This is a genomic window from Rhizobium sp. BK008, assembly GCF_014197345.1.
In the GTDB taxonomy this organism is placed as follows: domain Bacteria; phylum Pseudomonadota; class Alphaproteobacteria; order Rhizobiales; family Rhizobiaceae; genus Rhizobium; species Rhizobium anhuiense.
This window is the reverse complement of record NZ_JACIFK010000001.1, coordinates 166,500-179,919: the sequence shown is the minus strand read 5'-3', so window position 1 is coordinate 179,919 and position 13,420 is coordinate 166,500. Positions and strand designations below refer to the sequence as shown.

General features: G+C 60.8%; 13 protein-coding genes. 8 read left to right on the top strand and 5 right to left on the bottom strand.

Features of this window, described 5'->3' with window-relative positions:
• Positions 1-3 precede the first annotated feature (3 nt).
• Together FHT69_RS00840 and ung are read right to left on the bottom strand one after the other, a co-directional pair.
• Positions 4-936, bottom strand: a complete 933-nt coding sequence (locus FHT69_RS00840; RefSeq protein ID WP_047611547.1) for a VOC family protein — start codon at positions 934-936, stop codon at positions 4-6.
• A gap of 135 nt (positions 937-1,071) precedes the next feature.
• Complete coding sequence (gene ung / locus FHT69_RS00835) at positions 1,072-1,773, bottom strand: uracil-DNA glycosylase (RefSeq protein WP_097542014.1); 702 nt, start codon at positions 1,771-1,773, stop codon at positions 1,072-1,074.
• A 239-nt stretch (positions 1,774-2,012) separates the two neighbouring features.
• On the opposite strand from ung, the gene FHT69_RS00830 reads away from it, so the two are divergent.
• The 3 genes from FHT69_RS00830 to FHT69_RS00820 all read left to right on the top strand — a co-directional run bounded on the left by FHT69_RS00830 (position 2,013) and on the right by FHT69_RS00820 (position 5,326).
• Complete coding sequence (locus FHT69_RS00830) at positions 2,013-3,437, top strand: phosphomannomutase (RefSeq protein WP_179867777.1); 1,425 nt, start codon at positions 2,013-2,015, stop codon at positions 3,435-3,437.
• Between the two features lie 39 nt (positions 3,438-3,476).
• Positions 3,477-4,904 (top strand): mannose-1-phosphate guanylyltransferase/mannose-6-phosphate isomerase, encoded by a 1,428-nt coding sequence (locus FHT69_RS00825; RefSeq protein ID WP_063474422.1) that lies wholly within the window; start codon positions 3,477-3,479, stop codon positions 4,902-4,904.
• Between the two features lie 116 nt (positions 4,905-5,020).
• Complete coding sequence (locus tag FHT69_RS00820; protein WP_132573325.1) at positions 5,021-5,326, top strand: hypothetical protein; 306 nt, start codon at positions 5,021-5,023, stop codon at positions 5,324-5,326.
• Positions 5,327-5,382: 56 nt separating this feature from the next.
• On the opposite strand, the gene FHT69_RS00815 is transcribed toward FHT69_RS00820, so the two are convergent.
• Positions 5,383-6,339 carry an endonuclease/exonuclease/phosphatase family protein gene (locus FHT69_RS00815; RefSeq protein WP_132573174.1) on the bottom strand — a complete coding sequence of 319 codons (957 nt, stop codon included), beginning with the start codon at positions 6,337-6,339 and terminating at the stop codon, positions 5,383-5,385.
• Between the two features lie 283 nt (positions 6,340-6,622).
• Here FHT69_RS00815 and FHT69_RS00810 point away from each other — a divergent pair, with 283 nt between their 5' ends.
• Positions 6,623-7,639, top strand: a complete 1,017-nt coding sequence (locus tag FHT69_RS00810) for an NAD-dependent epimerase/dehydratase family protein (protein ID WP_029868434.1) — start codon at positions 6,623-6,625, stop codon at positions 7,637-7,639.
• 30 nt (positions 7,640-7,669) lie between these two features.
• On the opposite strand, the gene FHT69_RS00805 is transcribed toward FHT69_RS00810, so the two are convergent.
• Positions 7,670-7,984, bottom strand: coding sequence for a hypothetical protein (locus FHT69_RS00805; protein WP_047611556.1), 315 nt, complete (start codon positions 7,982-7,984; stop codon positions 7,670-7,672).
• A gap of 248 nt (positions 7,985-8,232) precedes the next feature.
• Positions 8,233-8,385, bottom strand: coding sequence for a hypothetical protein (locus FHT69_RS00800; RefSeq protein ID WP_009988813.1), 153 nt, complete (start codon positions 8,383-8,385; stop codon positions 8,233-8,235).
• Positions 8,386-8,833: 448 nt separating this feature from the next.
• Here FHT69_RS00800 and FHT69_RS00795 point away from each other — a divergent pair, with 448 nt between their 5' ends.
• The 4 genes from FHT69_RS00795 to FHT69_RS00780 are packed head-to-tail and all read left to right on the top strand — an operon-like array spanning position 8,834 to position 13,420.
• Positions 8,834-9,535 (top strand): CerR family C-terminal domain-containing protein, encoded by a 702-nt coding sequence (locus FHT69_RS00795; RefSeq protein ID WP_097596444.1) that lies wholly within the window; start codon positions 8,834-8,836, stop codon positions 9,533-9,535.
• The gene (hlyD, locus tag FHT69_RS00790) at positions 9,532-10,542 is read left to right on the top strand and encodes a secretion protein HlyD (protein WP_183904764.1); all 1,011 of its coding nucleotides are present in this window, start codon (positions 9,532-9,534) and stop codon (positions 10,540-10,542) included. Before FHT69_RS00795 ends, hlyD begins: the two co-directional genes overlap by 4 nt.
• Positions 10,539-12,296, top strand: a complete 1,758-nt coding sequence (locus tag FHT69_RS00785) for an ATP-binding cassette domain-containing protein (protein ID WP_047611561.1) — start codon at positions 10,539-10,541, stop codon at positions 12,294-12,296. The genes hlyD and FHT69_RS00785 overlap by 4 nt, the downstream gene beginning before the upstream one ends.
• Positions 12,293-13,420, top strand: a complete 1,128-nt coding sequence (locus tag FHT69_RS00780) for an ABC transporter permease (protein WP_047611563.1) — start codon at positions 12,293-12,295, stop codon at positions 13,418-13,420. The genes FHT69_RS00785 and FHT69_RS00780 overlap by 4 nt, the downstream gene beginning before the upstream one ends.

The following is a 13,420-nucleotide window of genomic DNA, read 5'->3' as shown; positions in this document are numbered from 1 at the left end:
TCCTTACGCTTCGAGCGGCTGCAGATGCTGCTCGAGCAGCGCGCGAAGATGGGCGTGCTGCTGCGGCAGCTTCAGGGCTTCGCCGAGATGGGCCGTATCTTCGTCGCGATCGAAGCCGGGCTCATTGGTCGCGACCTCGAACAGCACACCGCCCGGCGTGCGGAAATAGATCGCCCAGAAATAATCGCGGTCGATCACTGGTGTGACCTGGTAGCCGGTGTCCATCAGTGCCTTGCGCACTTCGAGCTGCTTCTCGCGGTTTTCGACGGCGAAGGCGACATGGTGAACGGAGCCGGCGCCGGGAAGCGCGCGGGCAATGTTCGGCATGGTTTCGAGATCGATGAGATGCGCGCCATTGCCGGAGGGTTTGATCAGCCGCTTGACGCCATCCCTTTCCTCAGAGACCTCGTAGCCCATGAACTTCAGGAGTTCGGCCGTGGCGCCCTCGTCCCTCAGCCGCATGGCGACAGAGTGGAAGCCGCGAATGGCATGGTCCTCGCTGATGCCGCCCTGTGTCCAGGGCTGACGCGCATCATCCCTGACCTCGACGAGCGCGAAGCCGTCGCCATCGGGACCGGAGAAGTTCAGCCTCTTTTCGCCGAAACTTTCCTCCGCCTTCAGTCCGCCGAGACCAAGCGCGGCCAAGCGATCGCTCCAGAAGCCGAGCGAGCCTTGCGGAACGGAAAACACAGTCGTGCCGACCTCCCCGGTGCCGGGACGGCCCTGCGCCATCTTCGGGAACGGGAAATAGGTCATCACGCTGCCGGGCGTGCCGATCTCGTCACCGTAGTAAAGGTGATAAACGTCAGGCGCGTCGAAATTGACAGTCTTCTTGACCCGGCGCAGGCCGAGCGCATTGGTGAAAAACTGGTTGTTGGTGCGGGCGTCCTGCGCCATCGACGTGACGTGGTGCAGACCCTTGATCTGATCGAGCATGTGAGACCCCTTTCATGCCCGCCGTTGCGGGCTTTCGATGAGGCTAAGATGCGCGCTGCAGCTCCTGCGGAACAGACCCTTAGATCAAAACGCATTGTCTTCTTTTAGTGAACGAATGCTCGCTTACGTTCACATCTAGGCTTCATGGGGATTAGCCGGCAATTGCCAGTCGATCGGGTCGCGTCCGCGCGACTGCAGGAAGGCGTTCGCCTTCGAAAAATGCCCGCAGCCGAAAAACCCGTTATGGGCCGAAAGCGGCGAGGGATGCGGCGCCCGGAGCACGAGATGCCGCGTCGTATCGACGAAGGCGGCCTTGCGCTGGGCATAGGAACCCCAGAGCATGAAGACGACGGATTCGCATTCATCATTGACCTTGCGGATGACGGCGTCGGTGAAGCGCTCCCATCCCTTGCCCTGATGAGCCGCCGCCTGTCCTTCCTCGACGGTCAGCACGCTGTTCAGCAGGAGCACGCCCTGTCTTGCCCAATGCTCGAGAAAACCGTGACGTGCCGGCGCTATGCCGAGATCCGTTTCCATCTCCTTGTAGATATTGACGAGGGAGGGCGGGATGCGCACACCCGGCCGGACACTGAAGCACAGCCCATGGGCTTGCCCGAGCCCGTGATAGGGGTCCTGGCCGAGGATGACGGCCTTGACGTTGGAGATCGGCGTCAGATCGAGCGCGCGGAAATATTCGCTGCCCTTGGGGAAAATCCGCTTTCCGACTTGCTTCTGCGCGACGAGGAAAGATTTGAGCTGTTGCATGTAGGGGCTTGAAAACTCCCCCTCCAGCGCAGCCTTCCAACTCTCCTCGAGACTGACGGATGTATCGCTCATCTAGGAAAATCCTTCGCATAGGACGAAACAACAGACACACGGTTCTAACAAAATCGATCTACGCTGCAATGCCTGCTGGATCAGCAATGGGGCTACGCCCTCAGAATTCAGCAAGAGAAGATTGCAAAAGCCTGCGTGAAACATCATCCTCCGTGTTTAACTATATGTGAGCTTTGGTGTTTACGCCGGCAGGCGGCCTGAGTAGAAACTTGATCGTGCAATCGGAGCCATGTCTTCCTATGAAATTCGGCACGAGCGGCCTTCGCGGACTTTCAGTCGATCTCAAGGGACGCGCCTCTGCTCTCTACGCCACCGCGTTCGGCAAATATCTGTTGCAGACCGGCAAGGCGCAGGCCGGCGACGTCATTCTGATCGGCCGTGATTTTCGCGATTCAAGCCCCGAAATTTCAGGAAATTGTGCAGGTGCGCTCGCCGCGCTCGGCTTCCGGATATTCGACTGCGGCAATGTCCCCACACCCGCTCTTGCTCTCTATGGCCTCGAGAGCAACGCCGCATGCCTGATGGTTACGGGCTCGCATATTCCGGCGGACCGCAACGGCATCAAGTTCTATCGTCCCGATGGCGAGATCGACAAATCGGACGAGACGGCAATTACCGCATCGGCCGCCGAGATCGAGCGAACCGGTGAAGCGGTGACGCAGGCGCCGGCCGAGACGGAGGATCATGAAGCGATCTGCCGGCAGCTCTTTTTTGAACGCAATGCCGCCCTGCTTCCGCAAGGCGCGCTGTCCGGCATGAAGATCGGCGTCTACCAGCACAGCACCGTCGCCCGCGATCTGCTGGTTGACGTTCTCGCTCATTACGGCGCTGAGATCACCGCTCTCGGACGTTCGGAGAGTTTCATCCCCGTCGATACCGAGGCTGTTTCCGACGAGACGATCACGCTGATGAAGCGCTGGGTGTCCGAGCACAAGTTCGATGCAATCGTCTCGACCGATGGCGACGGCGACCGTCCGCTGGTCGCTGACGAAACCGGCGCCCCCTTGCGCGGCGACCTTCTCGGCCTTGTGGCAGCCAATTTCTTGCGCGCCGGGACGGTGGTGACGCCGGTTACGTCAAATTCCGGCATCGAGGCCGCAGGCTCTTTCGCCGTCAGGCGCACCCGCGTCGGCTCGCCCTTCGTCATATCCGGTATGGAAGAGGCCGTAGCGGCCGGCGAAGATCATGTCATGGGCTTTGAAGCCAATGGCGGGCTGCTGACAGCAACCCCTTTCGATATCAACGGCAGAGCCGTGCGCGCCTTGCCGACGCGTGATTGTTTTGTCCCGATGCTCGCAATCCTGTCGCTCGCCGCTATTCGCAGGCAGCCGCTCTCAGCCATTGCCGCCTCCTATCACCTGCCCTTTGCCGCTGCCGATCGGCTGGAGAATTTTCCGGTGGAGACGAGCGCGGCACTGATGGAGCATCTGCGCGCCTCGGAAGAAAATCTCCGGGCTTTCCTGCAGCCGATCGGCGAGGTGGCCGCGAAATCCGATATCGACGGACTTCGGGTGACGCTAGGAGATGGCGGGATCATTCACTTCCGCCCATCCGGCAATGCGCCAGAGATGCGCTGCTACGTGGAGGCCGGCAGCGAAGCTGCAGCCCTGGACTTGCTGAAGACAGGGCTCAATCGAATAAGAGACTGGGCAGGCGCCCGGTAACATGTGACGAACAAGCCGTTTATCTCAAGGAACCCGCCTATGACGCAGAAAATCGTTCCCGTGATCATGGCCGGCGGCAAAGGCACGCGGCTCTGGCCGCTTTCCCGTGCCACCGCACCGAAACAATTCATCCAGTTCGTCGGCGACAAGACGTTGTTTCAGGAAACTCTCGAACGCGTTTCCGATCCCGAACTCTATGAAGCCCCGATCGTCGTCACCAATGAGGAATTCCGCTTCCTGGTCGCCGAACAGGCTCGCGAGCGCGCCATCCCGCTCGCAGCGATCCTGCTCGAACCGGTCGCCCGCAACACAGCCGCAGCGGTGGCCGCGGCCGCAACGCTTGCAGCTGACCTCTTTGGCAAGCACACCATCATCCAGATGCTCGCCTCGGATCACGAGATCCTCGCCGACAAGAGCTATTTCGATTGCATCCGCATCGCCCGCGACGCCGCTGCCGACGGCAAGCTCGTAACCTTCGGTATCACGCCGACGGAGCCAGCGACGGGTTACGGCTATATCGAGATCGGCGATGCCCTCGAAAATGGTGCGCACAAGGTCGTCCGCTTCGTGGAGAAGCCGGCATTGGAAACGGCCGAACGGATGCTCGCCGACGGCGGCTTCTACTGGAATTCAGGCATCTTCATGTTCCCGGTGGCGGAGCTCGTCGCCGAACTGCAGGAATATGCGCCCGATGTGCTGAAGGCGGCCAGCAAGGCCGTTTCGAAAGCAAGCCGCGACCTCGATTTCACCCGCCTCGACGCCGACCATTTCGCCAAGAGCCCCGATATCTCCATAGACTATGCGATCATGGAAAAAACGTCCAAGGCGGCTGTCGTCCCCTCACCGTTCAAATGGTCGGACATGGGTAGCTGGGATGCCGTCTGGAAATCAGGCGCACGCGACGACAACGGCAACGTCGCCGCCGCCAACACCACCGTCGTCAATACCCGCAACTCGCTCGTCATGACCCATGGCGTGCATCTTGCCGTCCAAGGCATGGATGATGTCGCCGTCATCGCCAGCGAAGACGCCGTCTATGTCGGGCCGCTCAAAGACAGCCAGAATGTCGGACAATTGGTCAAGATGCTGGCCTCTAAGTCCGCCACGGCGAAATTCGCCGAAACCCATCCGACGTCCTACCGTCCCTGGGGCGGCTATACCTCCATCTTCAACGGCGATCGTTTCCAGGTGAAGCGCATCTTCGTCACGCCGGGCAAGAAGCTCTCGCTGCAAAAACACCACCATCGCTCCGAACACTGGGTCGTCGTCAAGGGAACCGCCGAGGTGACGGTCGGCGAGACCGTGCGGATGCTGCGCGAGAACGAGAGCGTCTATATTCCGCTCGGCGAAGTTCATCGTCTCGCCAATCCCGGCAAGATCGTCCTCGAACTCATCGAGGTGCAGACCGGCTCCTATCTCGGCGAAGACGACATCATCCGTATCGTCGATGAGTTCGGAAGAACGTAAAATCGCAGCCGCAGCCGCTGGTCGGCCTGCGGCGCGACCACCTTCGCTGTTGAATTCGCTCTCGGAGTTCTCGTAGAATGGGCGCACCGAAAGACATGACTGGAGATATCCCCCTGATGCGTATCATGACCGCCCTCGCCGGATTTCTTTCAGTCATGTTGCCGGGAATTGCGTTAGCCGAAACGGGAAAGATGCGAACCGCAAGCGAGGCTGAAATTCGCCAGCACCTGCCGGGCACGTCGGAGCTGAAAGAAAGCAGCAACGGTTACGAATATCGCAAGGGCAACGCCAATGGCTATAAGATCACCAACGGCCAGGTGTGTGTCCGGTTTCCCAACAAGTCGACCGACTGCGTCAGCGTGAAGACCGACGGCGAGAAATTTCAGATGATCGACAAAAAAGGCGGCAGAACGAGATTTTGACTTTGCCCCCGGCAAGCTCTCTTGCCCCGGGCAAGGTCATCTTGCCCCCGGCTAGCTCACTTTGCCGGTGAAGTTTCGCCACCCTTGTCGAGAACGAATTCGGCGATCAGGCCTGAATGGTTCGAGCCGAGATTGTCATCGAGACGTTTCAGTGATCGCAGATGAAGCGGCGCGCGGGCAAATATATGGTCGATGGCGATCCCGAGCGCGCCGGCGGCAACCGGCCATGTTGCCGGTTCCGGCACGATCGTTTTCAGCTTCTGTTCACGCAGAAAACCTTGGATGCTTGGAGCGATCACCGAGGAGTTGAAGTCGCCTGACAACACCAGCGGACCGTCGATCGAACCCAGCACTTTGCCGAGATCTTCCAATTCGGCCATCTGGAAATCGTCGAAATATGGTTTGGTCAGGTGCGCCGACACCAGATTGATGGTCTCGCCGCCGAAGTCGACGCTCGATATCACCAGCCTGTTTTTTCGGAGGCTGCCCATGCTTGCGACCTGCCGGCTGACGAACGGGCGCTTGGACAGCACCAGCGTATCGCACGTATCTTTCCCACTGTCGCAGCCGATATGATAGGGATAGGCCTTGAACAATTGCTGCAGATGGAATGTCAGCGGCTTGGCTTCGAGCAGATTGACGACATCGGCATTCGACGCAATCACCATATCGGTAATTTCGGTCGAGTTTTTCCAGTTATCGATCGCAATGTTGAACGACATCAGACGAAAAAGCGGCGGCGTGTCCGCTGCTCTGCCATCCTGCGAGAACTCGCGCAGCATGACGACGCCGTGTGCGATGAGAAGAAGCGAGACAAGCAGAAGGATAAAGCCGTAGATCTGCCTTTTGACGGCCAGAATGACGAGGCTGGCGGCAACGAAGACGACACCGAGGTGGAGTTGAAAGCTGTAGACGAAGGACAGCAGCCAGAAGTTCGTCACATAGCGCAGCGACACGATCGAGATGGCAACGGTCAGAAACGCGCAGAGAATCCAATAGATTATGTTTCTCATCGATCCTGACCTGCTTGCAGACGACCAGCCGGCCATAACATGCAAGCCTCAATGTTGCAATGCAGCATAATGCCCGGGAGGGACGGCTGGCCGGCACGGCAAAGATCGGCGGCCGGCCGTCATCCGGCAAGACAGCGGCGGGCGGGCCGACGGCAGCCGAGACGAAGCTCTTGCCGTCTCTTTCAAAGACCTATCGACTCGGCCTCTTTTTATCTTGTAAGTGGGGGCACTTTGATGCGGAATCGGCTCTTTGCCGTCGGCAGGGAGCCGAGAAAAGGTGGGAATGCGCTACTTCATTACCGGTACGGCCGGCTTTATCGGTTTTCATCTGGCCAGGCGCCTGCTGCAGGAAGGGCATGACGTCACCGGCTTCGATGGCCTCACTCCCTATTACAACATCAAGCTCAAGGAGATGCGCCATGCGGCACTCTCCCAGTTTCCGGCGTTCAAACCCGTCATATCAATGCTCGAGGACCGGCCGGCGCTGGAATCGGCTGTTCTGGCAGCCAAGCCCGACATCCTGATCCACCTCGCCGCGCAGGCCGGCGTGCGTTACAGCCTGGAAAATCCCGAGGCCTATCTCCGTTCGAACGTCGAAGGCTCGTGGAACATCATGGAAATCGCGCGGCGCGTCGACGTCCGTCACCTGATGCTGGCTTCCACGTCATCGATCTACGGCGCCAATGAGACCGTCCCCTTTCGCGAGACCGATCGGGCCGACGAGCCGCTGACCATCTATGCCGCGACGAAGAAATCGATGGAGTTGATGGCGCACAGCTATGCCCATCTTCACAAGATTCCGACCACGGCCTTTCGCTTCTTCACCGTTTATGGCCCATGGGGCCGGCCCGACATGGCGCTGTTCAAATTCACCAAGAACATGCTGGAAGACCAGCCGATCGAGATCTACGGCGAAGGCAATATGAGCCGTGACTTCACCTATATCGACGATCTCATTGAAGCGATCGTCAGATTGTCGGCAATCACCCCGAGCGAAGAAAACCGCCTCGACGACGCGGGCATCGAAACGCTTTCGCGCCAGGCACCCTTTCGTGTCGTCAATATTGGCGGAGGCCAGCCGGTCAGCCTAATGAATTTTGTCGAAACGGTGGAAAAGGCGCTCGGCCGTCCCGCTATCCGCAAGATGCTGGCGATGCAGAAGGGTGATGTGCCGCGCACATTCGCCGCCCCCGATCTGCTCGTCGCGTTGACGGGATACAAGCCGGATACGACCCTGGATGTCGGCGTCAAGGCCTTCGTCGACTGGTATCTCGACGTACGCGGCGAACTTGGCGCCTAATTATTGCTGAACTGTTTCCAGTCGATCCGGTCAGCGGAGAAATGTCACCGCGCTCACGACATCGACCGCCTTCGAAAACATATAGTCGACGACAACGGTCAGGCTCCGCGAATAGGTCTTGAGCCGATAACCCTCACCCTCGACCGTCACGGGGCTGCGCAGAACGAGGGGAATGCCGGGGCGCACGAAACCGGCGCGTGTGGTCAAGGGAACCTCAGGCGAATGGCCGATGGCGGATGTGTACATCAGGTCGCGGGCAAGGCTGGCGGGGCCCATAGCGAACGCCGGCCCGGCAGCGGCACTGATGGTCACGGTCAAGGCGATGGCGGTAAGAGTTCTGCGCATGTCGAGGTCCCCGTTTGCGGATCGGCGGGCTTTCAGCCCGGCTCCAAACGATCGATGCGTCTGTCCACGCTTCGGTCGCTTTCATGAGATCACTCTACACATCAGTATTTTCAGCGCTTTTAAGCGGATCGGTCAAATTTTAAGAAATTTGATTTTCTGTCCGGAAGGGCTCGATACGCAGAAAGAAACAGGGTCCCGGCCGCGGGCCGAGAACGCAATCGGCAAGGACCTGGGAGCTACATCGCAGTCTACAGAATGCGATCCAGCTTCTTGTTGATATGCAGGTTCGGCATCAATCCCGCGCTTTGCGCGGCATGATAGGATTCCCGGGCCGCATCGAATGAGATCGACCACATGATGGCGCTGAGCAGGAGCGCAATGATATAAATCTGAATACGCATCGAACCGGCGATACGGAAAGAGCAAGGCAGTTTTGTGTCAAAACATGGCCATAGGCTTCACGAAAAAGTGGCAGGCTTTTGGGTCGCAGCCGGCTGATACCAGACACATTAGTGTCGTGAAAATTAGCGATATTGCAGCACTACCCTGTTAGCAGCCGACCCCGAGGCTTGGTTCCTCTTCCCACTCCGAGAACCCTAAGAGGTCCGTTCCCCACGGGCCTCTTTGCTTTCTTTCGAATCGTTTTCCAGAACAGCCGAGATCACCTGTTCCGATCCACGCTGAACCGCTGAACGCCCATCTCGATCCCAATCCGGCCAACGCATCCACCACGAAACGATGCCACGTTTCTGCCTTTGCCTTTGTACCAGCGAAGGCGTAGACCGCCGGCTCGGCTTAATAATATATCAATCGATTGACTTATTTGTTTGGCGGCGTTATAAATCTGTCATGACCCAAGAACATGACACACAGCCACCGGCCCCCGCCCGCGCCGATATCGCGCGGCAGAAGATGCTCTCCGCCGCTCTCGACGTCTTCGGCCGGTATGGCTTCGACGGTGCTTCGACACGCCAGCTGACAGAGGCGGCCGGCGTGAACCTGCAGGCAATCCCCTACTATTTCGGCAGCAAGGAAGGTCTCTACATCGCCACCGCCGAGTATCTGATGGCCCGCATCGACACGCATGTCGGCGACATGAGGGCGCGCATCGGCACGCATCTGCTGGCGCTCGACGCCGCCGGCGAACGCCTCGCCGAAGCTCAGGCCCGCCTCTTCCTCACCGAAATTCTACAGACCATGGTGACGCTTTTCGTCGGCAAGGAATCCGAATCGTGGGCGCGCTTCCTGATCCGCGAGCAGATGGAGCCGACCGAGGCTTTTGCGAAGGTCTACCAAGGTATTATGCGGCCGATGATCGAGATGGGCCGGCGGCTGATCGGCGCGATCCTTCGCGAAGACCCCGCCTCGGAACATGTGCGCCTGCGCACCTTCAATCTTCTCGGCAGCATCCTGGTCTTTCGCGTCACCCACGCGGCCGTGCTTGCTCAGATGGAATGGGACACCATCGGCCCGGAACAGGTGGAAACCCTGCGCGGCCTCGCCGCCGAACTGGTTGATGTCCTCGGCCCGCCGAAGGGAGGCGCAGCATGAAACGCATCCTTCCTCTCGCCATCCTCCTCCTTGCGGCGAGTGCCGCCGCCTGGTGGTACGGCCTGCCCGAAAAGCTCGGCTGGCAAGCCGAGGCCCGCCGAGAATTCGTCCTTTACGGCAATGTCGATATCCGCCAGGTCTCGCTCGGCTTCCGCGTCAGCGGACGCCTCTCCGAACTGCGCGTCGACGAGGGCGATGTGGTCAAGAGCGGAACGGTTCTGGCGAAACTCGACGCCGCCCCCTATGAATTCGCCGTCCGCTCCGGAGAGGCCAATGCAGCAGCCCTTCGAGCGACGCTCGACAAGCTGAAGGCCGGCCCACGGCCGACCGAAATCGCCCAGGCGCGCGCCGCCTATGACGAAAGCCTCGCCGATCTCCAGAATGCCAACCTTGCCTATGACCGCGCCCGCCAGTTGCGCCCGCAGGGCACGATTTCCGAGGCGAGCCTCGACCAGGCGACCGCTGCACGGGCGATGGCCGCCGCCCGCTCCCAATCCGCCAACGAGGCGCTGAAACTGCTGCAGGAGGGGTCACGCGTCGAGGATATCGCGGCCGCCGACGCGCAGGTGAAGGCTGCCGAGGCAACCCTGGCCTCGGCCCGCACCTCGCTGGAAGATGCCGAACTGCGCGCCCCGAACGACGGCGTCATCCTTTCCCGCGTGCGGGAAAATGGCGCCATCGTCTCGCCGGCGGATACCGTTTTCGTGCTGTCCTTGACCGAGCCCGTCTGGGTGCGCACCCATGTTGCGGAGCCCGATCTCGGCCGCATCCACCCCGGCATGAAGGTTTCGGTCGCCTCCGATACGGCGCCCGACAAGCCCTACGAAGGCACGATCGGCTTCATCTCGCCGGTCGCCGAATTCACTCCGAAATCGGTGGAGACGCCGGAACTCCGCACCGACCTCGTTTATCGCCTGCGGATCGTCATCGACAAGCCCGGCCCGGATCTGCGCCAGGGCATGCCGGTCACCGTGCGCCTTCCCATGCCGACGGCAGGCGGACAATGATTGCCGCCGAGACCGGCTCGCTGACAGGTTCGGACGACAAGCCGCTCGTCCGGATCGACGGCGTCACCAAGCGCTTCGGCGACGCACCCGCCGCCCTCGACACCGTCTCCGGCACGATCGGCGGCGGCGCGATCACCGGCCTCGTCGGCCCTGACGGCGCCGGCAAGACGACGCTGATCCGCCTGATGACCGGTCTGATGCTGCCCGACACGGGAACGATGGAGGTTCTCGGCTTCGACACCAGGAAGAATGCAGCCGGCATCCAGGCGGCGATCGGCTACATGCCGCAGCGCTTCGGCCTCTATGAGGATCTCTCGGTGCGGGAAAATCTCGATCTTTATGCCGATCTGCGTGGCTTGCCGAAGAGCGAACGCGCGAGCGCCTTCGACGAACTGCTCACCTTCACCGATCTCAAGCGGTTCACCGGCCGGCTGGCCGGGAAACTCTCCGGCGGCATGAAGCAGAAGCTCGGCCTTGCCTGTGCGCTTCTGAAGAAGCCGCGCCTGCTGCTGCTCGACGAGCCGGGCGTCGGCGTCGATCCGATCTCGCGCCGCGACCTCTGGAAGATGGTCGAGAACCTGACGAAGGAAGGCATCGGCGTGCTCTGGTCGACCGCCTATCTGGACGAAGCGGAAGCCTGTGATCACGTGCTGCTTTTGAACCAGGGCAAGCTGCTCTTTTCGGGAAAACCGATGGAGATGACCGAGCGCGTCAAGGACCGGGTCTTCAGGGTATCCAATGTCACCGGCCGCCGCCGGCAGGTGCTCGCCGAACTCCTGCAGGCCGATGGCGTCATCGACGGCGTGATCCAGGGCGAGGCGATCCGCCTGGTCGCGGCGAAGGACAAGAAGCCCGATATCAGCAAGGCCGGCGATGGCGCAACACTCGCCCCTGCACCGCCGCGCTTCGAGGATGCCTTCATCGATATGTTGGGCGGCGGTCCGGGTGGCCGCTCCAGGCTCGCAGAAGCTCAGCAGTCGCTGAAGGCTGAGAACGACCGGCCGGTAATCGAGGCCAAGGGCCTGACCAAGCGCTTCGGTGATTTCACCGCTGCCGACGATATCAGCTTCGATATCCGCCGCGGCGAGATCTTCGGCCTGCTCGGTCCGAACGGCGCCGGCAAGTCCACCACCTTCAAGATGCTCTGCGGCCTGCTGAAGCCGACCGGCGGCGAAGGCCGCGTTGCCGGTTTCGATCTTCGCCGTGATGCCGCCGAAGCCCGCAACCAGCTCGGCTACATGGCGCAGAAATTCTCGCTCTACGGCGATCTCACCGTCATGCAGAACCTCGAATTCTTCTCTGGCGTCTATGGCCTTCGCGGAAAACACCGGCGCGAGCGCATCGACCTGATGGCGGACATTTTCGATTTCGGTCGCCATGCCGGCGAACCCGCCAAAGATCTGCCGCTCGGCCTGAAGCAGCGCCTGGCGCTTGCCTGCGCCGTTATGCACGAGCCGCGCGCCCTCTTCCTCGACGAACCGACCTCCGGCGTCGATCCGATCACCCGGCGTGAATTCTGGACGCATATCAATGCGCTGGTCGAAAAGGGCGTCACAGTGCTCGTCACCACCCATTTCATGGACGAGGCCGAATATTGCGACCGAATCTCACTGATCTATCGCGGCCGCTCGATTGCGCTCGGCTCGCCCGATGAATTGAAGGCGCGGGTCGCGACCAAGGAGCAGCCGGACCCGACGATGGAGGATGCCTTCATCGCCCTCGTGCAGCAATCGGAAGTGGAGGATGCCGCATGAGTGTCTCCTCCGGTCGGCTTCGGCGTCTTTCAGCCCTGGTGCGCAAGGAAAGCTTGCAGGCGATCCGCGATCCGAGCAGCATCCTCATTGCCTTCGTGCTGCCGCTGATCCTGCTTTTTCTGTTCGGCTACGGCGTCTCGCTCGATACCACCCGCACCCGCATCGGCCTCGTGACCGAGGAGATGACGCCGCTGACGCAGGATCTGTCGGCCAGTTTCCAGGCCTCACGCTATTTCGATGTGGCGATGGGCCGTGACCGGCGTCTTTTCGAAGAAGACCTCGTGGTCGGCAAGGTGCGCGGCGTCGTCGTCATCCCGGCCGATTTCACCACGCGCTACACCGCCGGCAACCGTCCCGATATCCAGGTGATCGTCGACGGCTCCGATCCGAACACGGCGAATTTCGTGCAAAATTATGCCCAGGGCGCCGTCGCCAACTGGGAGCGGCAGAGACAGGCGGACGTCGCCTCGCATAGTCCCGCCATCGCGGTCGAGCAGCGCTTCTGGTTCAATCCTGAACTGACAAGCCGCAATTTCCTCGTGCCGGGCTCGATCGCCATCGTCATGACGCTGGTTGGCACGCTTCTGACCTCGCTCGTCGTCGCCCGCGAATGGGAGCGTGGCACCATGGAGGCGATGATGGCGACGCCGGTGACGGCGGTCGAACTGCTCGCCGGTAAGATCCTGCCCTATTTCCTGCTCGGCCTCACCTCGATGACGCTCTGCGTGCTGCTTGCGGTCTTCCTCTTCGGCGTGCCGTTCCGCGGCTCCGTCGCCGCCCTTTATACACTCTCGGCCGCCTTCCTGATCCCGGCGCTCGGCCAGGGCCTGTTGATCTCGACGGTAACGAAGAACCAGTTCCTCGCCTCGCAGTTGGCGCTGATTACAGCATTTCTGCCGGCCTTCCTGCTGTCGGGCTTCCTCTTCGAGATCAATTCCATGCCGACCGTGATCCAGTGGATCACCTTCATCGTGCCGGCGCGTTACCTGATCCCCAGCCTGCAGACGGTCTTCCTCGCCGGCGACATCTGGCCGATGTTCGTGAAGGCGATATCGGTCATGCTGACGATCGGCGCCATCATGTTCATGCTTGCCGCCCGCAGCACCAGAAAGAGGATCGGCTGA

Bases quoted from the DNA above. Each gene is read 5' to 3' on its own strand.
- FHT69_RS00780 (WP_047611563.1), top strand. From the start codon at position 12,293: ATGAGTGTCTCCTCCGGTCGGCTTCGGCGTCTTTCAGCCCTGGTGCGC.
- FHT69_RS00825 (WP_063474422.1), top strand. From the start codon at position 3,477: ATGACGCAGAAAATCGTTCCCGTGATCATGGCCGGCGGCAAAGGCACG.
- FHT69_RS00820 (WP_132573325.1), top strand. From the start codon at position 5,021: ATGCGTATCATGACCGCCCTCGCCGGATTTCTTTCAGTCATGTTGCCG.
- hlyD (WP_183904764.1), top strand. From the start codon at position 9,532: ATGAAACGCATCCTTCCTCTCGCCATCCTCCTCCTTGCGGCGAGTGCC.
- FHT69_RS00810 (WP_029868434.1), top strand. From the start codon at position 6,623: ATGCGCTACTTCATTACCGGTACGGCCGGCTTTATCGGTTTTCATCTG.
- FHT69_RS00785 (WP_047611561.1), top strand. From the start codon at position 10,539: ATGATTGCCGCCGAGACCGGCTCGCTGACAGGTTCGGACGACAAGCCG.
- FHT69_RS00800 (WP_009988813.1), bottom strand. From the start codon at position 8,385: ATGCGTATTCAGATTTATATCATTGCGCTCCTGCTCAGCGCCATCATG.
- FHT69_RS00805 (WP_047611556.1), bottom strand. From the start codon at position 7,984: ATGCGCAGAACTCTTACCGCCATCGCCTTGACCGTGACCATCAGTGCC.
- FHT69_RS00795 (WP_097596444.1), top strand. From the start codon at position 8,834: ATGACCCAAGAACATGACACACAGCCACCGGCCCCCGCCCGCGCCGAT.
- FHT69_RS00815 (WP_132573174.1), bottom strand. From the start codon at position 6,339: ATGAGAAACATAATCTATTGGATTCTCTGCGCGTTTCTGACCGTTGCC.
- FHT69_RS00830 (WP_179867777.1), top strand. From the start codon at position 2,013: ATGAAATTCGGCACGAGCGGCCTTCGCGGACTTTCAGTCGATCTCAAG.
- ung (WP_097542014.1), bottom strand. From the start codon at position 1,773: ATGAGCGATACATCCGTCAGTCTCGAGGAGAGTTGGAAGGCTGCGCTG.
- FHT69_RS00840 (WP_047611547.1), bottom strand. From the start codon at position 936: ATGCTCGATCAGATCAAGGGTCTGCACCACGTCACGTCGATGGCGCAG.